Source organism: Pedobacter borealis DSM 19626, assembly GCF_000708285.2.
Lineage (GTDB): Bacteria > Bacteroidota > Bacteroidia > Sphingobacteriales > Sphingobacteriaceae > Pedobacter > Pedobacter borealis.
Genome location: NZ_JAUG01000090.1, coordinates 1 through 20860, shown reverse-complemented (window position 1 = coordinate 20860; position 20860 = coordinate 1). Strand labels below are relative to the sequence as shown.

Genomic DNA, 20860 nt, shown 5'->3' with positions numbered 1-20860 from the left:
GTGGCGTTTTAATCAAGTTTTCTGTTAAGACGGTCGTCACCCTGAATTTATTTCAGGGTCTTTCACGCTAAAAAGATGCTGAAATAAATTCAGCAGGACGATAAAGCGGGATTAGGCGTAAATAAGATATAATTTTCAGCAAATAATTATCGAACTCAGGTTATTAGTAACGCTCTGCTATGCTTTTTAGAGATAGTTACATTAATAAAAATTTGAAAATCAACATCAGTAATCCTTCGGTTTCATCAGCCCCGCCATTCATTGCAATCTTTTTGGCCGGTTACCTACTCCATTTATCGTCATTGCGAGAGGGGGACGAAGAAGCAATCTTTTCCCGTAAAACGCACCAAAAAGTATTTCCATTTCTGTCAGGTTTAGTGAACCATGGCCTGTATAAGAAACACAATTCAGTTTCCTGCTCAAAGCAAAAAAAATGCGTGATAATTTTTATATTCGTCGCACAAAGAAACTCCTTCCATGTCCGAATACATAACCGATCAAACCTTTGAAAAAGCCGATTTTACCTTACGGGCACTGCCAAAAGCAGAATACGAAAACTGTAAATTCATCAATTGTGATTTCTCCAGTTCAGATTTAAGCGGCGTTAAGCTTTTAGACTGCGAATTTATCTCCTGTAACTTAAGTATGGCAAACCTTACCAAAACCTCATTTATTGATGTAAACTTTCAAGACTGTAAAATGCTCGGATTAAGGTTCGAAAACTGCAATGATTTTGGGCTGGCATTCTCTTTCGGTAATTGTAAACTAGACCATTCCTCTTTCTACAAACTGAAGCTTAAGAAAACGAACTTCAAAAATTCACAATTGCACGAGGTGGATTTTTCCGAATGCGACTTAACCAGCGCAGTACTCGATAACTGCGATTTATTAAACGCAACTTTCGATAGGACTATCCTCGAAAAAGCAGATTTTAGGACCGCATATAACTATTCCATCGATCCGGATAACAATAGGATTAAAAAAGCAAGATTCTCAAAATCGGGCATCGCAGGCCTTTTACAGAAATACGATATTCAGATCAGCGAATAGGTTTTTAAGAAATTTTGTAAATTCAGCTTACAAAACCACCGACCATGGAACAGCCCAAACCAGAAAACATTGATCAATACATTGCTAATTTCCCAATAGAAACGCAAAAGCTATTACAGCAAATCCGTGAAACTATACACAAAGCCGTACCAGAAGCCAAAGAAGTAATCAGTTATGGTATGCCCGCTTTTAAACAAAACACGGTGCTGGTTTATTTTGCGGGCTATGCTAAACACATTGGCTTTTATCCAACCGGTTCAGGAATTGAAGCATTTAAAGAAGAATTTACCCAGTATAAATGGAGTAAAGGAGCAGTACAGTTTCCTTTAGACAAACCTTTACCGCTAGATCTGATTACCAGAATCACCAAGTTTAAAGCAGAAAGAGATTTAGAGAAAGTGAAAAAGTCATAATATTCCTGGCTTCCTATCTGGGAAAAATAGAGGCATAATTATGGAAAACAGTTCAAAAAAGCATCCGTTTGGTAAAACCTTACTAAACCGACGCCAAACAGATGAAAAAAATACTTTTACTCCTAGTCCTCTTTATCTCTACCAAATCATTTTGCCAGAAAACAACAGTTGTAGAAATTGAAACACTTTCGAAACCAGCAAAACTTATTCCTGTTGTTCCTACTTCGGAAATACTCAAAGTGTTGAAAGCAGATGTAGAAAGAAATGTTGAAAATCTACCCGACAGTTTGGTTTATTATGGTGAGCACCCTTTCCTAACGGGCATTTTAAATTCATATATAGATCACAGGCCATTTGTGATTTCTCCCGATATTTTCTGGTTATTGATCAGCCAGGGTTTTGCCCGGCATATCACTCAAAATGCAGAAGAACTCAGGTCGCAGATGGTAAACTTTGAGGGTAGAAAAACCTTGACTATTGTTTCAAATAAAATCCAGATTGGCAGTCCTCAATCAGATTGGGCATCAATTTTTCCGCAGTTTAACGAGCAGATTAACGATTATACAGGCAAAAAATTGGTTGGCATTTTAACTTCCGATTTTACTACAACTACACCAACTTCAAAAATTGTGAGCCAGGTTACGATTATGGAAGCCGTAAAATCTTATTTCGAATTCAAAGTGATTATCATTGGTTGTGGAATTCCGAAAATCACCATAGAAGGCACAACCCAGGATTGGAAAAAATTACTGGAAAAGACCAAATACCTTGCCAAGTACAAACTAGATTGGTGGACAAATGAGCTCATCCCAATTCTCGAAGAAATTATAGCGGCTAAAAAAGGAAAAGTAGATAAGGACTTCTGGATGAACATGGTAAAATACCATACCGAAAAGAAATATGGAACGGTAAACACAATCGACGGATGGATTGTAAAGTTTTTCCCTTACACCAAAGAAGGAAATAAAACAGGTTTAAAGCCGATTACGAGCGTAAACAGTTTGGCTTCTGAAATTGTAAAAGTTCCATTTATTTTGGAAGACGAGCAGCACCATACAAAGCACAATATGGAAATCTGGGCGGGTTTTATCGGTTTATCCCAAAACAACAAAGATTTCACTATGAAACCGGAAATGAGCTGGGCTATTGTAAATAAAGACAGAGCACCATCCGAAACTTCCGTTTTTGGCAATAAAACCAGCGCCGATGATCTTTCAATGAGTAATATCAGTGAAATTCCAAAAGAGCTGTATGCATTAAAAAGCATAGGCACGCTGAGGATTAAGTTCACTAAAAATATTGCTATTCCTGACGAACTGGGTAAAATTCAAATCAGAAGATTAGAACTTACCGGACAGATTACAGAGGCTGAAAAGCAAAGACTTGTAAAACTGTTTCCCAACAACTGGCTGATCATAAATGGAAAAATGATCGAACGCCGGTAAATAGAATCCTTGTTTTTTCAAAAACTTACTCACAAATTTCGGTGGAAAACTTCATGCTAAAAATCATTAAATCCCACAAATCCTGATTAGCTTTGCTTCCTTTAATTTTTACCTTTAGGATATGTTAACCCACCATAAAATAATTGCAGCCGAATTAAAAGTTGCAGAAAAACAAGTAACGGCAACTATAAATCTGTTAGATGAAGGTGCAACTGTACCCTTTATTTCGCGTTACCGTAAAGAGGCCACAGGCAGTTTAGATGAGGTTAAAGTAGCTGCAATCCGTGATCGGGTTTTGCAGTTACGCGATTTAGACAAGCGCCGGGAAGCGATTTTGAAATCGATGACCGAGCTTGGCAAGTTAACCCCCGAACTGGAAAAAAAGATCAACGAAGCTGAAACCATTTCGCTTTTAGAAGACATTTACCTGCCATTTAAACCTAAGCGTAAAACACGTGCATCAGTTGCAAAAGAAAAAGGATTAGAACCTTTGGCCTTGCAGATATTTGAGCAAAATACTTTTGATTTAGAGGCATCAGCTGATAAATTTATCGATGCTGAGAAAGGTGTAAACTCACTCGACGAAGCTTTAGCGGGTGCAAGGGATATCATTGCCGAAATGATTTCTGAAAATGTGGAGGCGCGGACCAAAATGCGCACTTATTTTCAGGAAAAAGCTGTTTTTAAATCAGAAGTGATCAAAGGAAAAGAAGAAGAAGGTATTAAATATAAAGATTACTTCGAATGGAGCGAGCCCGTTAAAACAGCTGCATCACACCGTGTTCTGGCTATGCGCCGTGGCGAAAAGGAACTGATTTTAAGATTAGACGCCCTTCCACCAGTAGAAGATGCCATTGCTATTTTAGAGAACCAGTTTATTTTAAGCAATAATGCAGCTTCAAAGCAGGTTCAACAGGCTTTAGAAGATGGCTATAAACGTTTGCTGGAACCGGCCATGGAAACCGAACTTCGTGTATTTACCAAACAGAAAGCGGATGAAGAAGCCATTCGGGTTTTTGCCGAAAATGCACGTCAATTGTTATTGGCAGCTCCAATGGGACAAAAAAATGTACTGGCTATCGATCCAGGTTTCCGTACCGGTTGTAAAGTGGTTTGTTTAGATAAACAAGGTCAACTGTTAGAGAATACAGCCATTTATCCGCATACCGGACAAGGGAATGTGAAAAATGCCGAATTTACTATCCAACAGCTTTGTGAAAAACATCATGTTGAAGCCATTGCCATTGGTAACGGTACCGCAGGAAGAGAAACCGAAGCTTTTGTTCGTGCGTTAAATTTACCCCACATCACTATTGTAATGGTTAATGAAAGCGGCGCTTCGATTTATTCGGCTTCGGAAGTGGCCAGAGAAGAGTTCCCTACACAGGATATTACCGTACGGGGAGCGGTTTCAATCGGTCGCCGTTTAATGGATCCATTGGCAGAATTGGTAAAAATTGATCCGAAATCTATCGGTGTTGGTCAATACCAGCATGATGTAGATCAGAATAAATTACAGGCAAGTTTGGATGATACGGTAATCAGTGCGGTAAATGCTGTTGGTGTAGAATTAAACACGGCCTCAAAACAGATCTTAGCCTATGTTTCTGGCTTGGGTCCAACTTTAGCACAAAATATTGTAGACTATAGAAATACGCATGGTGCTTTTAAAAACCGTGAAAGTTTGAAAAAAGTACCACGCTTGGGCGATAAAGCCTACGAGCAGGCAGCAGGCTTCCTGCGCATCCGCAATGCAGAAAATGTTTTGGATACCAGTGGTGTACACCCTGAGCGTTATGCCGTAGTAGATAAAATGGCGAAAGATCTTGGCACTACCGTTTCCGCTTTGATGAAAGATACGCAACTGCAAAAACAGATTAAACCACAGCAATACGTAACCGAAGAAATCGGCTTACCAACATTAACGGATATTTTAAAAGAACTTGCAAAACCTGGCCGCGATCCACGTGAACAGTTTGAAGCTTTTAGCTTTACCGATGGCGTGAATGAGGTTTCAGATTTAAGAGTGGGCATGAAGCTCCCTGGAATTGTAACCAATATTACCAATTTCGGTGCCTTTGTTGATATCGGCGTACATCAGGACGGATTGGTTCACACCAGTCAGCTGGCTAACCGCTTTGTGGCTAACCCAAATGATGTGGTTAAAGTACACCAAAAGGTCCAAGTTACGGTTATGGAAGTTGATGCAGCACGCAAAAGGATTTCGCTATCGATGAAAACAGAAGAAAGCTCAAAGCAAAAAGACCAAAGCAGAAAGCCAAGGGAAGAAAGACCGAAACAAGATTTTAAGCAGAATAACAGTAAATCCAATTTCAAGCCACGTAATGAGCCCAAAGACGCTGATGGCGATCTGCAGGAAAAATTAGCAAAGCTGAAAGGGATGTTTAAATAATTTCCATCGATTGTCATACTGAGCCTGTCGAAGTATTTAACGAGTCTTCGACAGGCTCAGACTGACATAAGATAGATTTACATCTGAACAAAGGTATCTCCAGTCTTTCTGTGGCAAACTTTGCTGCCACCTTTTGGGTGGTACAAAAATCATTTGCTACAAATAAATTATATACATTAGCATTTTGTAGACCTTCAGAAGAAAAAGATGGATTTTTTCGATGCCAAAAGTATATTTTTCACGGTTCTTGAATATAAAATGAGCTATCTGGAATTCTTCGCGGTAATTACGGGGATTATTTCAGTTATTCTTTCAGCAAAAGCCAGCGTTTGGAGCTGGTCCGCTGGCATTGTTAATGTATTTTTATCCGCCTTTTTATATTACCAAAACCAGCTTTACCCCGATATGTTTTTGATGGTTTTCTTTTTTATAACCAACATTATGGGCTGGTGGCGATGGACAAATCCAAAACCAGAAGAAGAAGACAAAAACAAAGAACTTAAAATTAGTTTTATGCCTGTAAGGCAGTTTTTAATCTTACTGGCTATAGGTATTGTTGGCACATTGCTGATGGGTACCCTAGCCAGTCAGCTCCACAATTGGCTTCCGCTACTCTTCAACCTGCCAAGTGCTTATCCTTTTGTCGATTCATTTATTTTTGTAATGAGTGTAATCACCACTTTTCTGATGATCCAGAAAAGAGTAGAATGTTGGATTATCTGGCTGATTATCGATATTGTAGCTACTTACCTGTACTTTTTAAAAGGCATCAAGTTTATGGGGGTAGAATATTTCATCTTCACCATAATTGCTGCTTTTGCATTGTGGCACTGGATAAGGGAATACCGGAGCTATTCTAAAACGGCATGAGCGTATTTTAAAATATTTTGGATTAAACCTTAATGTAAATAAATCTATTTTTGTATCTTCAATTCAAATCCAAAAATGATATGACAGCTAAACAAGTGCTTCCTATCATCCCTGACAATATTGTAGTTAATAAAATTTACGAGCTAAGAGGTCTTAAAGTGATGCTCGACAGTGATCTGGCAGCGCTTTATGGTGTAGAAACTAAGGTTTTAAATCAAAGTGTCCGCCGAAACATGGAACGTTTCCCCGATGATTTCATGTTCCAGCTAACCGTTGAAGAATGGGAATCTTTGAGGTCACAAATTGTGACCTCAAAAGGTAAAAGAGGTGGAAGAACCTATTTACCTAATGTTTTTACCGAACATGGTATACTCATGCTTTCGAGTGTATTAAATAGTAAGCAAGCGATTCAAGTAAATATTCAAATTGTAAGGATTTTCTCCCGTATCCGTCAATTTATTATTGATAATGGCGAGCTCAAACTTGAAATCGAAGAGATTAAAAAGACGCTGAATAATCATGATAAAAACATCGAGTTAGTTTTCACCTACTTGGACAGACTCATCAATAAGAAAATTGGACCAAGGAAAAGGATTGGCTACATGCCTGATGATTTGTGATATTATAGTATTAAATATTTATACACTTTACTCCTAACCTTTAATAATTGTACTAGCCAGGGTTTTTAAACGGGATTGTAGCGATATCCTTTTTTGTTTTTTGCTTTGACAAATTAATAGCACCGGGGCAAGAAATTTGTCAAAGCTTAAAAAAACAAAAAAGATTTAGCGTAAAGCCAGGCTGGAACCAATCAAAAGAATTTCTGGTTTTGCTTTTCACAACCTCAAAAAGATACAGCTTATTAGATGCTGAAATAAATTCAGCATGACGATCGAAAGGTAAAAATCCAAAACTTTTTTCAATCAACTATTTGATAATAAAAGTATTCTATCTATCTTTGCAGTCCCAAATTTAATGGGAATAATAAATTGTTTAATAAATTAAATACAAGCAAGTGAATACGTTAAGTTACAAAACTGTCTCGGCCAATGCGAAAACTGTTAACAAACAGTGGATTGTTGTTGATGCGCAAGGCGAGATTTTGGGGCGCTTGTCATCGAAGATCGCTATGATCATCCGTGGTAAAAACAAGCCTGAGTACACCCCACACGTAGATTGCGGCGATAACGTTATCGTTATTAATGCAGACAAGGTTAAATTGACAGGAAACAAATTCAGCGAAAAGCAATATGTTTCTTATACTGGTTATCCAGGTGGTCAACGTTTTATTTCTCCTAAGGAGTTAATGGCGAAACACCCTCAACGTGTAATCGAGAAAGCGGTACGTGGTATGTTACCGAAAACTAAATTGGGTAAAAAATTATACACCAATCTTTTTGTGTATGCTGGTGAAACTCACCCTCATGCGGCTCAATCTCCAAAAACCATTAAACTTTAAGAAATGTCAGTTACTAACACTTCAGGAAGAAGAAAAACAGCTGTTGCACGTATCTACTTAAAAGATGGTGCTGGCGCAATTACCGTTAACGGTAAAGATCACAAAGTATATTTCCCAACTTTACCTTTGCAATATATCGTAAACCAAAGTTTAGAAGTTTCTGAACTTGTAGGTCGTTATGATATCACTGTAAATGTACAGGGTGGTGGAGTAAAAGGACAAGCAGAAGCTGTTCGTTTAGCTATTGCTAAAGCGATTGTTGAACTAGATGCGGAGAAAAAACCTGCATTACGTGCTAAAGGACTAATGACGCGTGATATGCGTATGGTTGAGCGTAAGAAACCAGGACGTGCTAAAGCTCGTAAGAAATTCCAATTCAGTAAACGTTAATCACAGGAGGCAAAGACAATGGCAAGAACAACTTATCAAGACTTATTGGATGCAGGTGTACACTTTGGTCACCTTACCCGTAAATGGAATCCAAAAATGGCTCCTTACATTTTCATGGAGCGCAATGGAATTCACATTATAGATTTAAATAAAACTTTAACTAAAACTGAAGAAGCTGCGGCTGCGATTAAACAAATCGTAAAATCAGGACGTAAAGTATTATTTGTTTCAACAAAAAAACAAGCAAAAGGAATCGTAGCTGAACAAGCTAAAAAAGTAAACATGCCTTTCGTAACCGAGCGTTGGTTAGGTGGTATGTTAACTAACTTTGCTACTGTTCGCAAGTCAATCAAAAAGATGTCTAACATCGATAAAATGACTAAAGACGGCACTTATTCGATCTTATCTAAAAAAGAGCGTTTAATGATTCAACGTGAGCGTATTAAATTAGAATCACTTTTAGGTGGTATTGCTGATTTAAACCGTTTACCTGCAGCTTTATTCTTAATTGATGTTAAGAAAGAACACATCGCAGTTACTGAAGCGTTAAAATTAAACATCCCTACTTTTGCGATGGTTGATACTAACTCTGATCCTTCTAACATCGATTTCCCTATCCCGGCGAATGATGATGCTACAAAATCAATTTCTTTAATTACTGATGTAATTATCAAAGCTATTGAAGAAGGTTTAGATGAGCGTAAACGCGAAAAAGATGATGAAGCTGAAAAAGAAGCAGTAGCAGCGAAAGTTGCAGCTGATGCACCTGAATCAAAAGAGCCTAGAGCAGCTGGTGAAAAAAGACCAACTACTAAAAAGGTAACTGCTGAAGCAGAAGTTGAAGCTCCTTCATCAGAAGAAACTAAAACAGAAGAATAGTAATATTTTTTAATTGCAGGTTACTGGTTTCAGGTTTTAAGTTGGCTTAACATGAGTTTAACTTGGCGCTTGTAACTTGTAACCTGTAATTGTTATAACAAGATTGTAAAATTTAAAAAAGGAAATAAAATGTCTACAGTACAAATTACTGCCGCTGATGTAAATAAACTACGCCAACAAACTGGTGCTGGTATGATGGATTGCAAAAAAGCATTATTAGAAGCTAATGGCGATTTCGAAGCTGCTGTTGATTTATTGCGCAAAAAAGGTCAAAAAGTATCTGCCGCTCGTTCTGGTAATGCTACTTCTGAAGGCCTAGTATCAATCAATGTTTCAGCGGATGGCACAAATGGCAAATTAGTTGCTTTAGCTTGTGAAACTGAGCCGGTTTCTAAAGTTGAAGATTTCCGTAATCTAGCTCAGACTGTTTTAGCTGCTGCAGTTGCCAACAATCCTGCTACTACTGAAGAATTATCAGCGATTACTTTGGAAGATGGACGTACAGTTGCCGAAACCATAACTGAACTAACCGGTAAAATCGGAGAGAAAATCGTTATTCAGGAGTACGCAAATATATCTGGTGAAAAAATCGTTTCTTATATCCACTCTAATGGCAAAATGGGTGTTTTAGTGGTATTTGAAGGCGCTAATGGTGCAGATATTACTGAAGCTGGTAAAGATGTTGCGATGCAAATTGCTGCAATGAACCCAGTTGCTGTTGATAAAGACGGTGTTGATCCTGCTACTATCGAACGTGAAATCGAGATTGCAAAAGACGTAATCCGTCAAGAAGGTAAACCAGAAGAAATGGTTGAGAAAATTGCTGCTGGTAAATTGAATAAATTCTACAAAGACAGTACTTTATTAAACCAGGAGTTTGTTAAAGATAGTTCTATCGATGTGCGTAAATATTTAGATAACACTTCTAAAGGTTTAACAGTAACGGCTTTCAAACGTGTACAATTAGGTGCATAAGCACTAATAAAAACATACTTAAAAAGCCCCAATTTCTTGGGGCTTTTTTTATGCGTTATGCCTCCAGTCGTCACCCTGAATTTATTTCAGGGTCTGATTTGTGAGAAAGATGCTGAAATAAATTCAGCATGACGATAGTATTTGTCTACTTTCTAAGTGCAGTATAAGCGCCCACTTCCCTACCAGAATCATCGAGCATACTCGCTACTAACTTATTCTTATCAGCTTTTATTTTGGTAATTGTTCTTGTTCCTGTCCTTGGCCCGCCGCCAATAATTAAAGGGTAATGGTTTAATGCTTTATCAGGTTGGTGCACCATGTACTTATGGGTATGACCACTTAAAACCAAATCAACTTTACCCTGATTCAACAATGGCTCAAATAGCTCAGTGCAATGTTTTGGTCCATGTGCATCGCCCGAAAAGCGTGGTGGAATATGCATCAATACAACTCTAAACGGTGCTTTTTTAAATTCCTTTGAATTTATTTCTGTTTTCAGCCATTCAGCCTGTTGAGCTCTATAATCATCAAAATCTACAATACCGGCATATACTGGATGCGCATCTTCTTTATCTTCACCAGTATCTAAAATTACAAAGCGAACAGGCCCTAAGGTAAAAGCTGCATGGCCAACATGCATATAATACTGCGGAAATTCACGTGCAAATTTACCACGTGTTTCGTGATTGCCCCTTACATAGATAAAAGGTGTACGCTTTGCAAAATTATCTACACAGGGTTGCAGCATATGTTCGATAATCTGTTTCTCATCGGTTTGATAATCGAATATATCTCCATTAAAGAAAATAAAGTCTTGCTTCTTATCGGGAACAAGCGCTAACAATTGAGGGATTGATTCCGGGCGATCGTGCGTATCATTCATCATTAAGAATGAAACCTCCTCTTTCGCTCGGTCTGCATTCACAAATTCTTCAACAGCACTGCTTACCGTTACACCATAGGTTAATTTGTAAGGTTGGAAATCTTTAATTTCTTTGGAAACAATTTTATAATAATATTTTGTTCCTGGTTTTAAATTTTTGAGCGTTACGGCATTTAACTTGCTATTAGCCTGCATTAAACCCAATTCGGCCTTTCCGTATGCTTTTTGACTCAGCTGATCAGTCTGTTCCCCAAATTCTACCCAACCCGCAGCATTTTTATTGGTTAACCAAAGAATGGTCATTTCATTATTGAAATTGGTTTGGAGATAAGGACCTACTGCAATTTTAAAACCTTCTTCCTCAGCGGGTACATCTGCAATCGCTATTGCTGGAGCTACCAAAGTAGCAGCACCTAAAGTTAGTCCGGCCTTTAAAAAACCTCTTCTATTAGACTGATTTTCATTCATTTGGTTATTTTATCTTATTACCCAAATATATAGCTACAATATTTAACTTTGACCGTGTAAGATTAAATTTACTCAAACGTTTGATATGCCTAAAGTAATTTCCAATACCTCCTATTTTAAGGGCAACGATTTAAAAAAGAGTCAGAACATCATAATTAATGGCGCTCTAATTTCCAATATTAAGGAAAGCGACTACAATGAAACCAGCCATTCGCTCGTTGTACCAGGTTTTATAGATTTACAGATTTATGGTGCCGGCGGCAGGTTATTTTCAGCCGAGCCAAGCACCGAATCATTAAGCATCATGGAAAATGACCTGCTTAAAAAAGGTACTACAGGCTTTTTAGCTTGCATGGCAACAAATTCTCCTGAAGTTTTTGATGAATGTATCAAAGCAGCTAAAGAACACCGTACAGCTGCAAAAAATTTCTTGGGGCTACATTTAGAAGGGCCATTTTTAAATCCAAAGCGCTTAGGTGCCCATGTTCCGGCCTTTGTACGTAAGGCCTCGTTAGATGAAATTAAGAAACTAATTGATTTTGGGGATGGCGTAATTAAAATGATGACCATTGCCCCAGAACTGCAGGATGACGAAGTGATCGAATATTTGTTAGCTAATGGAGTATTGGTTTCTTTAGGACATAGTAATGCAACCTTCGATGAGGCAATAGCTGCTTATAACAAAGGCATCCAGACCACCACACACCTTTTTAATGCCATGAGTCCTATCCATCACCGCGAACCGGGTATCCCGACCGCTGTTTTTAGCCACGACAAAGCTATGGCCAGTATTATTGCCGATGGCCAGCATGTAGATTTCGAAGTGGTTAAGTTTGCCCAAAAACTTTTAAAAGAACGTTTGTTCCTCATCACCGATGCGGTTACTGCTTGTTCAACAGGGCCGTATCAGCATGTTCAAAAAGGCAATAAATATGTTATGCCTGATGGTACACTTTCCGGCTCATCGCTCACGATGCTAGAAGCTGTTAAAAATTGCGTATTACATTGTGACATCAGCTTAAACGATGCGGTTAAAATGGGAACGCGCTACCCTGCCCAATTGATCGGCATCGAAAATCTTACTGCAACGATAGAAACCGGGCATCAGGCAAACTTATTGGTACTTGATGATGACCTGAATTTAAAAGAGGTCATATTTAAAGGCGAAACGATATAATTAATTTAACATGTTCAAAAAAATCCTCGCAGCGATAATATTCTTGTCAGTTTATACCAGTAATTCTTGGGGACAAGAAATAGGTACTGCTTTTACAATAATACCCCTCGGAGTGAAGGGCGGAGATGATGAGAGTAATTTATCCTCTTATATGATTGCTCCAAAAGGCAGCGAAAGTTACGTTTGTTTAGATGCAGGTACCATAAATGCCGGTATTCAAAAGGCCATTGGATATAAATCATTAAGAGGAATAAGCGAAGAGATTCAGCGAAAACAGATTAAGGGATATTTGATCTCACATGCCCATTTAGATCATGTAGCCGGTTTGATTATCAACGCTCCGGCCGATACATCCAAAAACATCTACGGAATACCTTCTGTCCTGAATATTTTGAGGGATAAATACTTTACATGGGATGCCTGGGCCAATTTTGCTAATGAAGGTGAGAAGCCACAATTAAAAAAGTATACCTATTCACCACTTAATGAAGGTGAAACTTATCCGCTTGATGGAACGGAAATGAAAGTGAGGGCTTTTGAGTTAAGTCATGGCAATCCCTATAAAAGCACTGCTTTTTTGATCAGTCACAATGATAGTTATGTATTGTACCTTGGTGATACCGGTGCAGATGAAATTGAAAAATCGGACAAACTCACCAACTTATGGCAAACTATAGCGCCGATTATTAATGCAGGACAGTTAAAAGCAATTTTCCTGGAGGTTTCTTTCCCCAATGAACAACCTGATAAACAATTATTCGGACACCTTACTCCAAAGCTTTTTTATAGTGAATTATCAAAACTCGAAAGTTTAACTGATTCAAAAGCTTTTAAAAAAATATCTTTTATTGTAACACACATTAAACCGCCACAGAAAACTGCTGAAAAGGTAAAAAAGCAACTGATTTCAGGGAAATTGAAAGATTTAATACTGATTTTACCCGAACAGGGCAAGCACTTAACAATTAATTAATCTAAATAGAACATTAGCAGCATTAAGTGCATGTATTTTTGTAAAAAAGCGAATAAAACATCATAATTTTAAGCGCCGTAGGGCAATAACAAATTATAATTGCTTTATCGCCAACAAAAAAACATAAACTAATGAAAAAACTACTACTATTATTCACATTTATGATTGCAATAACCATTGGTGGTTTTGCTCAGGGGGTTACAACTGCATCATTTATTGGTACAGTTAAAGATCAAAAAGGGGTAATTCCTGGTGCAACAGTTACCGCTGTGCATATTCCATCAGGTACAAAATACGCAACAATTACCAGGGCCGATGGGCGGTACAACTTACCGAACGTACGTGTAGGTGGGCCATACACCGTTAAAATAAGCTATATCGGCTATAACGAGCTGGTTAAAGAAAATCTAAGCACAACTATCGGAGAGGATTTAAGGGTTGATGCTTCATTAACCGAAACATCGCAAAACTTAGCCGATGTTGTAGTAAAGGGAACGCAGGATAAAGTAATAAACTCATCCAGAACGGGGGCAAGGGAAACCATAACCCGGCAGCAGATTGATAATTTGCCAACGATTAGCCGTTCATTATCCGATTTTACCAAACTAACCCCATCAGCAAATTCGACAACCGTTGGCGGCTTAAGTTTTGGTGGCAGAAGCGGTTCTTATAATAACCTAACCGTGGATGGAGCCCTGTTTAACAACTCGTTCGGACTATCTGGTAGTTTAGGTGGACAGGCGAACTCTCAGCCGATATCACTGGATGCGATTGAACAAATTCAGGTAGATATTGCACCCTACGATGTTCGTCAGGGGTCTTTTACCGGTGCGGGCATCAATACCATTGTAAAATCGGGAACAAATAACTTTAAGGGTTCGGCCTATTACTATACGAGAGGGACCGATTTAACAGGCTACTCAGCAGGGGTTACAAAAATACCAGTTGTAGACTTCAAGTATAACCAACGTGGTTTAAATATTGGCGGACCGATCATTAAAGATAAATTATTTTTCTTTGTTTCGGGCGAACAAGAGCGGATCAGCACGCCTTCTACCTCCTTTGTAGCTTCAAGACCAGGTTTATCAGGAGCCAATGTTTCAGCAGCAGATGCGGCAACTTTAGATAAGCTATCGAACTATTTAATGAGCAAGTACAATTATGCCACAGGTCCATACGAGAATTATCCATACGAGACGAAAAGTGATAAAATAACCGCGAAGATAGATTGGAACATCAATGCCAACAATACTTTAAGCGCGAAATATTTCTACTTAAAATCGAACAGACAGGTGGTAGCCAGCGGTTCGGGTATCCCGGCAGGCTTAAATGGTAGCCGTTCGCCTTCTTCAACCTCTATGCCTTACTTTGGATCGAGTTACACCATCAACAATAACTTTAACATTGGTATCGTAGAGTTAAACACCAGGATTGGGAACAGCATGTCGAACAAATTAACGCTTGGTTATTCTGCCTTAAGAGATTTTCGGGCTTCAAATGGCGCTGAACTACCAATGGTTGATATTGGTAACGGAAATGGAGGCATTTTAACGAGTTTCGGCTACGAAGTTTTTACAGCAAACAACTTATTAAACTCCGACATTTATCAGTTTTCTGATGATTTCTCGATCTATGCCGGTAAACACGAAATCACCATTGGGACCAGTAACCAGTTGAATAAATTTTTAAATGGTTTTGCACCAAACTATAATGGTCTGTATTATTTCAAAACTGCCGATGATTTTATGAACAATGCACCTGCTGTAAGTTATTCTTACCGCAATTCTGCATTGGCGGATGGTGCATTTCCATTCGCAAAAATGTCGTCTTATAACCTGAGTTTATACGCACAGGATAAATATCAGGTAAGCGATAATTTCAAATTAACCTACGGTATACGGGCAGATTATACCTATTTCCCTACCAAGTTAGATCCGAATCCAAATTTGGCGGCACTAACCTTTCAAAACGGTTTGCAGGTAGATATTTCAAAATTCCCAAACAAAAAGTTATTGTTCTCTCCACGTGTAGGTTTCAATTATGACGTTTTTGGTGATAAAACAACACAGTTGCGAGGCGGTACAGGGATTTTTACCGGTCAGGTGCCTTATGTTTGGATCTCTAACCAGGCCTCTAACACCGGGACCCTATTCAGCTCAAGTACTGTTTCAACCGTTGGAGATCCCCGATTGATTTTTAATCCAAATGTAAATGCAAACCGCCCTGCTCCAGGTACAGTTAATGCCAATACTTCGTATGAAGTAGACGCAACTTCTAAAGATTTCAAATACCCTCAAATCTGGAGAACCAATGTTGCTGTTGATCAGAAGTTACCAATGGGTATCATTGCAACCATAGAGGCCTCATATACCAAAGATATCAATGCTGTAAATTTCTCAAATGCAGCATTGCCTAATAATTCTACAGGTTTGGTCACACTTCCAGGCATTGAAGGACAACAACGTTACACCGCAAAATCTACACAAACAGGTACAACTGCGGCAAACCCTTCTATATCGCCGTTTATTTACATGCAGAATACCAAAAAAGGTTATTCGTATTTCATCACGGGCCAACTACAAAAATCTTTTTTAAACGGATTTAATGCAAGTGCGGCCTATACTTATAGCCAATCTAGATCTGTGAACGATGGCGGTTCTACAGCAAGCTCAATCTGGTCGCAAAGGGCCATTGCAGGAGATGCAAACTCGGATGTTTTAGCCAACACCAATTTCATCCAACCGAATAGAGTTATTGCTTCATTAAGCTACAAAAGAGAATATTTTAAACATGCAGCAACCACAATCGGTTTAATTTTCGAATCGGCCAATAATGGTGCGTTCAGCTATGTTTCATCTGGCGACATTAACAACGACGGCGGCGCAAATGATCTGCTTTACATCCCACAAAATCAAGGCGATATTACTTTGGTTCCTGATTTTGTAGGCGATACCCGTACACCGGCACAGATCTGGAACCAGTTAAATGCTTACATCAATCAAGATAGTTACCTGAGCAAACACAGGGGCGAATTTGCAAAAAGAAACGGTGCCATCATGTCGTACTTTAAAAGAGCCGATCTGCACATCGCACAGGATTTTTTTGTCGGTCCTAAAGGAAAAAGAAATACACTTCAGTTTACATTGGATATTATCAACTTAGGTAATATGTTAAATAGCGACTGGGGCCTATATCAAACACCAAATATCCCTTTATCTACTTATAACACGGCGGTATTGCTAGCCTATAAAGGTTTAGACCCTGCTTCAGGAAAACCTACTTATTCTTTTCCATATCAAGACAAAGCAAATTTAACCCCATATACTACAACGTATAAAAATATTACTGACCAGATTTCGCGCTGGCAGGCACAGTTTGGTGTCCGTTACATCTTTAACTAACGTTAAACAGATTATTATGGCTCGCCATCTTCAATAAAAGTAATATAATAAGAGGAGCAATATCTCAGGGTATTGTTCCTTTTTCTTTAAATCAGTATTTCTATTTAAATATTTACATCAATTATTAAAAAGCATAGCTTGGTATTAAAAAAATGTTAATATTTTTGAGGTCATGAAATACAAACGCATCCTATTAAAGCTTAGCGGAGAATCGCTAATGGGCGACAAACAATATGGAATTGATAATGAACGCGTTAAACAATACGCAGAAGATATCAAAGCCGTACACGATAAAGGTTTAGAAATCGCAATCGTAATTGGAGGAGGGAATATTTTTAGAGGTTTAAGCGCCGAAAAAAGTGGGATGGACAGGGCACAGGCCGATTATATGGGCATGTTGGCAACAGTTATCAACTCTATGGCCTTGCAAGATGCGTTAGAAAAAGTGGGCATTAAAACACGGTTACTTACTGCCATTAAAATGGAGCAGATCTGTGAGCCATTTATCCGCAGAAGAGCTGTTCGCCATTTAGAAAAAGGCCGTGTGGTTATTTTTGGTGCAGGAACGGGAAATCCATACTTCACAACCGATTCTGCAGCAGCTTTACGTGCTATCGAAATCAAAGCTGATGTTGTTTTAAAAGGAACACGTGTTGATGGAATTTATACGGCCGATCCTGAAAAAGATCCGCTGGCCACTAAATACGATGAAATTTCTTTTAGGGAAGTTTATGATAAGGGGCTTAATGTAATGGATATGACCGCATTTACCCTTTGCGAGGAAAACCAAGTGCCGATTATTGTGTTTGATATGAACAAACATGGCAATTTCATGAAAATCGCCAATGGCGAACCTATTGGAACCCTGGTTAAATAAGGAATAAAAATTATTATTTTTGTAGAAATACACACAATTATGAACGACCTCATACAATTACAATTAATGGATGCTCAATCTGCAATGGATAGAGCCATCGATCATTGTGAATCTGAATTAACTAAAATCAGAGCTGGTAAAGCATCAGCTGGAATGTTGGATGGTATTTTCGTGGATTATTATGGCGCAGCTACAGCATTATCACAAGTAGCCAGTATTAATACGCCTGATGCCAGAACAATCGTAATCCAACCTTGGGAAAAATCACTTTTAACTGCGATTGAAAAAGCTATTCAGGTAGCCAATATTGGTATCAATCCACAAAATGATGGTATTGTTATCCGCCTGGTTGTGCCGCCTTTAACAGAAGAGCGTAGAAAAGACTTAGTGAAAAAAGTGAAGGAAGAAGCCGAAAGAGGCCGCATTACCGTTCGTAACATCCGTAAAGATGCCAATACCAAAATTCAAAAACTGAAAGGCGAAGGTGTTTCTGATGACGAGATTAAAACAGGTGAAGGCGAAGTGCAAAAGTTAACCGATGCTTATATCATCAAGGTTGACAAACACGCCGAAGCTAAAGAAAAAGATGTAATGACAGTTTAATCTGTATAAAATGCAATCAGAACGGGAATGGACTTAAATCTATTCCCTTTTTTATTGCTTTACGCTTGAGCCCCTAACGTTTAAGATAGTGGGTAACGACACCTGAATGTTTTCGACAGGCTTTCCTACTTTCTTAAGCTTGTTCAATAAAATTTTCATCACGTTTTCTGCAATGGCCTCAAGAGGTTGTGCAATAGCCGTAACTGGAGGCTCGCAAAACTCCAGGATTTCGAAATCATCAAAAGAAACAACAGCCATATCCTTATGGATCTTAATACCTAGTTTTCTAAAAGTTCTTAAACCGTCTAAACAAATATAGTTGGCTGCAAAAACTACTGCATCTAGCTGTTTCTCTGCTTTAAAAAACTTTATCATCTCCTCAATTGATTCGGCAGAGTTTACATATTTAATCTTCTTTACAATTGCCGGCAAGTTATATTGTTTTACAGCACTTTCGTAACCCGCCAAGCGGTCTACCATCTGTTGCTGTAAAGTATCGATGGTTACAAAACCTATTTTTTTATAATTATTCTTAATGAGGTGCTCGGTAGCTTCGTAGGTACTGCTTAGATTATCGATTATTACATAATCTGTTTTAACGTCATGTACATACCGATCGAATAGGACCACTGGGGCGTCTGTTTGAATCAATTTTTTAACTTCTTCTTCTAATCCCTCAGGCAAGGCCATAATGTAGCCATCAACATGCCTGTCTTTAAAAATCTGCAGCAATTCTATTGCCTTTTCGGTATCGTTTCTGGTACTGCTAAAAAGTATCTTATAACCAAGGCTCGATGCAATTTCATCAATTCGGCGTGCTATACCCGAGAAAAAAGGTTCAGAAATATCATCAACCAAGAATCCGATAATTTTTGTTTTGCCTGTTCTTAAACTTGTTGCAAGAGTATTGGGCTGATAATTTAATTCAGCAACCAGTTCTAAAACTTTTTTGGTAAGCGATTCGCTAATATTTTTTTCTCTTGCTTTCCCATTAATTACAAACGATACGGTTGTAATGGAAATATTTAATTGTTTAGCGATATCTTTAATCGAAACACGTTTCTTCATCACAGGCATTGAACGAATAAAAGTTGATCTGTAATATAACAATATATCTATAAATATAGGAGGGATACGAAAAAAAATAGCCTAAAAAAGAAAAAGAGCAACCTATCCAGGATTGCTCGATTAACTAACTTATTATTCATAAAAAATGCTGTTGGGGAAGGAGTCGAACCTTCAAGGGGTAGTTAGCTACAGTTCAAAAAATTAATTTGTGGTCAACCCAATAAACTGCGTTTGTCCCATTATTCCCCACCACCGAGACAAGGAGGCGTGTCTGCCAATTTCACCACCCAACAATTTTAGTCATTAGTCCAAAGTCTGCAGTCGTAAGTCTACTAAAGACTATGGACTCTTGACTTAGGACTAAAGCCGCTGTAGGGGAAGGAATCGAACCTTCAAGGAGTGGTTAGTACCGAAACCGGTATATTCCCATTATTCTCCGCCACCGAGACAAGGAGGTGTGTCTGCCTGTTTCACCACCCTACATTATGTTATGCAATTTTGAAAGAACGTTTCCTTTTTATTAATTGCTTGATACAAATGTAAAGGAACAACCAATACCTTGCAAATATTTTAAACATTTAATTTTATTTTTATAATATTGATAAATATTCGTAAATTCGCTTATCATAATTCAAAAATATGCTTAAAAAAGACAATTCCAATTTAGAAATTGACAACCTCGACATCGATATATTGAAACAATTGATGCAGGATGCCACTAAACCTTATACAGAAATCGCTAAAGATCTGATTGTTTCGGGCGGAACGATACACGTTAGGATGAAGAAACTGCAAGAAATGGGAATTATTAAGGGCTCGCACTTAATCATTGACCCGCAGAAGGCTGGATATGATATTTGTGCCTTTTTGGGTATTTACCTGGAGAAAGGAATCCAGTACAAAGATGCAGTTGCGCAATTGAGCAAAATTAAAGAAGTGGTAGAATTGCATTATACTACCGGTGCCTACAGTATGTTTGCCAAAATTATCTGCAGGGATACCAATCACTTACGCCACGTTTTAAACGAAGAAATACAGGCCGTGAACGGTATTCAGCGTACGGAGACTTTAATCTCGTTAGAAGAGAGCATTAAGCGTCAGATTGAACTGGGTTAAAGCACAAAGACTAAAGCAAAAAGATTTCATTAAGAACACGAAGCTTAAATGATCTCATATGCCTTATATGGTAAAACGCTATTAGTTATTCTTAATAATCAGGAAATGAACGCTGAGTGAGATTTCGGGAACAGTAGTCCCGTTATTCGCTATAGCCCCGATGAATCCCGATGTAAAATTGGGAGGGGGCTGCCGCTACTACCGGGTTTAGAAACAAAGGTTTGTGCAATTAATAACCTGAGTTCGATAATTATTTGCTGAAAATTATATCTTATTTACGCCTAATCCCGCTTTATCGTCCTGCTGAATTTATTTCAGCATCTTTTTAGCGTGAAAGACCCTGAAATAAATTCAGGGTGACGACCGTCTTAACAGAAAACTTGATTAAAACGCCACAAAA

18 protein-coding genes and 1 tRNA gene are annotated in these 20860 nt (G+C 38.3%); 16 read left to right on the top strand and 3 right to left on the bottom strand.

Annotated elements, in window-relative coordinates; translation table 11 throughout:
• The first annotated feature begins 477 nt into the window (after positions 1 to 477).
• The 10 genes from AW17_RS19250 to tsf all read left to right on the top strand — a co-directional run bounded on the left by AW17_RS19250 (position 478) and on the right by tsf (position 9894).
• Positions 478 to 1050 carry a pentapeptide repeat-containing protein gene (locus tag AW17_RS19250; protein ID WP_029279089.1) on the top strand — a complete coding sequence of 191 codons (573 nt, stop codon included), beginning with the start codon at positions 478 to 480 and terminating at the stop codon, positions 1048 to 1050.
• Between the two features lie 44 nt (positions 1051 to 1094).
• The gene (locus AW17_RS19245) at positions 1095 to 1463 is read left to right on the top strand and encodes an iron chaperone (RefSeq protein WP_029279087.1); all 369 of its coding nucleotides are present in this window, start codon (positions 1095 to 1097) and stop codon (positions 1461 to 1463) included.
• Between the two features lie 101 nt (positions 1464 to 1564).
• On the top strand, positions 1565 to 2908 hold the full coding sequence (locus AW17_RS19240; RefSeq protein ID WP_029279085.1) for a DUF4419 domain-containing protein: 1344 nt from the start codon (positions 1565 to 1567) through the stop codon (positions 2906 to 2908).
• A gap of 121 nt (positions 2909 to 3029) precedes the next feature.
• On the top strand, positions 3030 to 5321 hold the full coding sequence (locus tag AW17_RS19235) for a Tex family protein (RefSeq protein ID WP_029279083.1): 2292 nt from the start codon (positions 3030 to 3032) through the stop codon (positions 5319 to 5321).
• Between the two features lie 258 nt (positions 5322 to 5579).
• Positions 5580 to 6191, top strand: a complete 612-nt coding sequence (gene pnuC / locus AW17_RS19230) for a nicotinamide riboside transporter PnuC (RefSeq protein ID WP_245235108.1) — start codon at positions 5580 to 5582, stop codon at positions 6189 to 6191.
• A gap of 80 nt (positions 6192 to 6271) precedes the next feature.
• Positions 6272 to 6811 (top strand): ORF6N domain-containing protein, encoded by a 540-nt coding sequence (locus tag AW17_RS19225; RefSeq protein ID WP_029279079.1) that lies wholly within the window; start codon positions 6272 to 6274, stop codon positions 6809 to 6811.
• Between the two features lie 395 nt (positions 6812 to 7206).
• On the top strand, positions 7207 to 7650 hold the full coding sequence (gene rplM, locus AW17_RS19220) for a 50S ribosomal protein L13 (RefSeq protein WP_010602007.1): 444 nt from the start codon (positions 7207 to 7209) through the stop codon (positions 7648 to 7650).
• 3 nt (positions 7651 to 7653) lie between these two features.
• Positions 7654 to 8040 (top strand): 30S ribosomal protein S9, encoded by a 387-nt coding sequence (rpsI, locus tag AW17_RS19215; RefSeq protein ID WP_029279076.1) that lies wholly within the window; start codon positions 7654 to 7656, stop codon positions 8038 to 8040.
• An 18-nt stretch (positions 8041 to 8058) separates the two neighbouring features.
• Positions 8059 to 8919 (top strand): 30S ribosomal protein S2, encoded by an 861-nt coding sequence (rpsB, locus tag AW17_RS19210; protein WP_029279074.1) that lies wholly within the window; start codon positions 8059 to 8061, stop codon positions 8917 to 8919.
• A 129-nt stretch (positions 8920 to 9048) separates the two neighbouring features.
• A complete protein-coding gene (gene tsf / locus AW17_RS19205; protein WP_029279071.1) occupies positions 9049 to 9894 on the top strand; it encodes a translation elongation factor Ts in 846 nt (281 codons plus the stop codon).
• Between the two features lie 145 nt (positions 9895 to 10039).
• On the opposite strand, the gene AW17_RS19200 is transcribed toward tsf, so the two are convergent.
• Positions 10040 to 11245, bottom strand: coding sequence for a metallophosphoesterase (locus AW17_RS19200; RefSeq protein WP_029279069.1), 1206 nt, complete (start codon positions 11243 to 11245; stop codon positions 10040 to 10042).
• An 85-nt stretch (positions 11246 to 11330) separates the two neighbouring features.
• On the opposite strand from AW17_RS19200, the gene nagA reads away from it, so the two are divergent.
• From nagA to frr, 5 genes are all read left to right on the top strand, one after another.
• The gene (nagA, locus tag AW17_RS19195; protein ID WP_029279067.1) at positions 11331 to 12422 is read left to right on the top strand and encodes an N-acetylglucosamine-6-phosphate deacetylase; all 1092 of its coding nucleotides are present in this window, start codon (positions 11331 to 11333) and stop codon (positions 12420 to 12422) included.
• Positions 12423 to 12432: 10 nt separating this feature from the next.
• Entirely contained in the window at positions 12433 to 13395 is a 963-nt protein-coding gene (locus AW17_RS19190) for an MBL fold metallo-hydrolase (RefSeq protein ID WP_029279065.1), read from the top strand.
• A 131-nt stretch (positions 13396 to 13526) separates the two neighbouring features.
• Entirely contained in the window at positions 13527 to 16796 is a 3270-nt protein-coding gene (locus AW17_RS19185) for a TonB-dependent receptor (protein ID WP_029279063.1), read from the top strand.
• A gap of 172 nt (positions 16797 to 16968) precedes the next feature.
• Positions 16969 to 17673: a UMP kinase gene (pyrH, locus tag AW17_RS19180; RefSeq protein ID WP_029279061.1), complete on the top strand. Its 705-nt coding sequence runs from the start codon at positions 16969 to 16971 to the stop codon at positions 17671 to 17673.
• 39 nt (positions 17674 to 17712) lie between these two features.
• Positions 17713 to 18276, top strand: a complete 564-nt coding sequence (gene frr / locus AW17_RS19175; RefSeq protein ID WP_029279059.1) for a ribosome recycling factor — start codon at positions 17713 to 17715, stop codon at positions 18274 to 18276.
• 51 nt (positions 18277 to 18327) lie between these two features.
• Here frr and AW17_RS19170 read toward each other — a convergent pair whose 3' ends face one another.
• A complete protein-coding gene (locus tag AW17_RS19170; protein ID WP_029279057.1) occupies positions 18328 to 19344 on the bottom strand; it encodes a LacI family DNA-binding transcriptional regulator in 1017 nt (338 codons plus the stop codon).
• Between the two features lie 148 nt (positions 19345 to 19492).
• Positions 19493 to 19637 (bottom strand) — tRNA-Asp (locus tag AW17_RS24295).
• A 346-nt stretch (positions 19638 to 19983) separates the two neighbouring features.
• On the opposite strand from AW17_RS24295, the gene AW17_RS19165 reads away from it, so the two are divergent.
• Positions 19984 to 20460 (top strand): Lrp/AsnC ligand binding domain-containing protein, encoded by a 477-nt coding sequence (locus AW17_RS19165; protein WP_025145395.1) that lies wholly within the window; start codon positions 19984 to 19986, stop codon positions 20458 to 20460.
• Positions 20461 to 20860: the final 400 nt, after the last annotated feature.

Excerpts from the sequence above, each read along its gene's own strand:
- AW17_RS19165 (WP_025145395.1), top strand. The coding sequence starts at position 19,984 with ATGCTTAAAAAAGACAATTCCAATTTAGAAATTGACAACCTCGACATC.
- rpsB (WP_029279074.1), top strand. The coding sequence starts at position 8,059 with ATGGCAAGAACAACTTATCAAGACTTATTGGATGCAGGTGTACACTTT.
- AW17_RS19240 (WP_029279085.1), top strand. The coding sequence starts at position 1,565 with ATGAAAAAAATACTTTTACTCCTAGTCCTCTTTATCTCTACCAAATCA.
- AW17_RS19235 (WP_029279083.1), top strand. The coding sequence starts at position 3,030 with ATGTTAACCCACCATAAAATAATTGCAGCCGAATTAAAAGTTGCAGAA.
- AW17_RS19245 (WP_029279087.1), top strand. The coding sequence starts at position 1,095 with ATGGAACAGCCCAAACCAGAAAACATTGATCAATACATTGCTAATTTC.
- AW17_RS19190 (WP_029279065.1), top strand. The coding sequence starts at position 12,433 with ATGTTCAAAAAAATCCTCGCAGCGATAATATTCTTGTCAGTTTATACC.
- tsf (WP_029279071.1), top strand. The coding sequence starts at position 9,049 with ATGTCTACAGTACAAATTACTGCCGCTGATGTAAATAAACTACGCCAA.
- AW17_RS19225 (WP_029279079.1), top strand. The coding sequence starts at position 6,272 with ATGACAGCTAAACAAGTGCTTCCTATCATCCCTGACAATATTGTAGTT.
- frr (WP_029279059.1), top strand. The coding sequence starts at position 17,713 with ATGAACGACCTCATACAATTACAATTAATGGATGCTCAATCTGCAATG.
- rpsI (WP_029279076.1), top strand. The coding sequence starts at position 7,654 with ATGTCAGTTACTAACACTTCAGGAAGAAGAAAAACAGCTGTTGCACGT.
- nagA (WP_029279067.1), top strand. The coding sequence starts at position 11,331 with ATGCCTAAAGTAATTTCCAATACCTCCTATTTTAAGGGCAACGATTTA.
- AW17_RS19250 (WP_029279089.1), top strand. The coding sequence starts at position 478 with ATGTCCGAATACATAACCGATCAAACCTTTGAAAAAGCCGATTTTACC.
- AW17_RS19185 (WP_029279063.1), top strand. The coding sequence starts at position 13,527 with ATGAAAAAACTACTACTATTATTCACATTTATGATTGCAATAACCATT.
- pyrH (WP_029279061.1), top strand. The coding sequence starts at position 16,969 with ATGAAATACAAACGCATCCTATTAAAGCTTAGCGGAGAATCGCTAATG.
- AW17_RS19170 (WP_029279057.1), bottom strand. The coding sequence starts at position 19,344 with ATGAAGAAACGTGTTTCGATTAAAGATATCGCTAAACAATTAAATATT.
- pnuC (WP_245235108.1), top strand. The coding sequence starts at position 5,580 with ATGAGCTATCTGGAATTCTTCGCGGTAATTACGGGGATTATTTCAGTT.
- AW17_RS19200 (WP_029279069.1), bottom strand. The coding sequence starts at position 11,245 with ATGAATGAAAATCAGTCTAATAGAAGAGGTTTTTTAAAGGCCGGACTA.